1 protein-coding gene is annotated in these 219 nt (G+C 46.6%); it reads left to right on the top strand.

Annotation, left to right across the window (positions count from 1 at the left end; genetic code table 11):
- Positions 1–86: 86 nt before the first annotated feature.
- Positions 87–219 (top strand): Rpn family recombination-promoting nuclease/putative transposase (locus EAE89_RS23360; protein ID WP_214086238.1); only part of this gene is annotated, 133 nt, incomplete at its 3' end.

Raw genomic sequence — 219 nt, 5'->3', positions numbered from 1 at the left:
AACTGGAGTGAGTGCCGCCAACTTGAAAGATGACGGGGATAGACAACGAGTAGTCATGACTACCTGATAAGACAGAGAAACAGACTGTGGCGAAGAAAGAAAAACGGCCTCACCATGACGCGTTATTCAAGCATTTTTTAACGCAGCCCGAAACGGCCAGGGAGTTTTTATCCCTTTATCTGCCCGAAGAGATCCAGTTGTTGTGTGATTTAGCCACAT

It is taken from the genome of Photorhabdus heterorhabditis (assembly GCF_018448905.1).
GTDB classification, from domain to species: Bacteria; Pseudomonadota; Gammaproteobacteria; order Enterobacterales; family Enterobacteriaceae; genus Photorhabdus; species Photorhabdus heterorhabditis.
The sequence above is the reverse complement of the archived record's forward strand: the minus strand, read 5'-3'. Positions and strand labels throughout refer to the sequence as shown.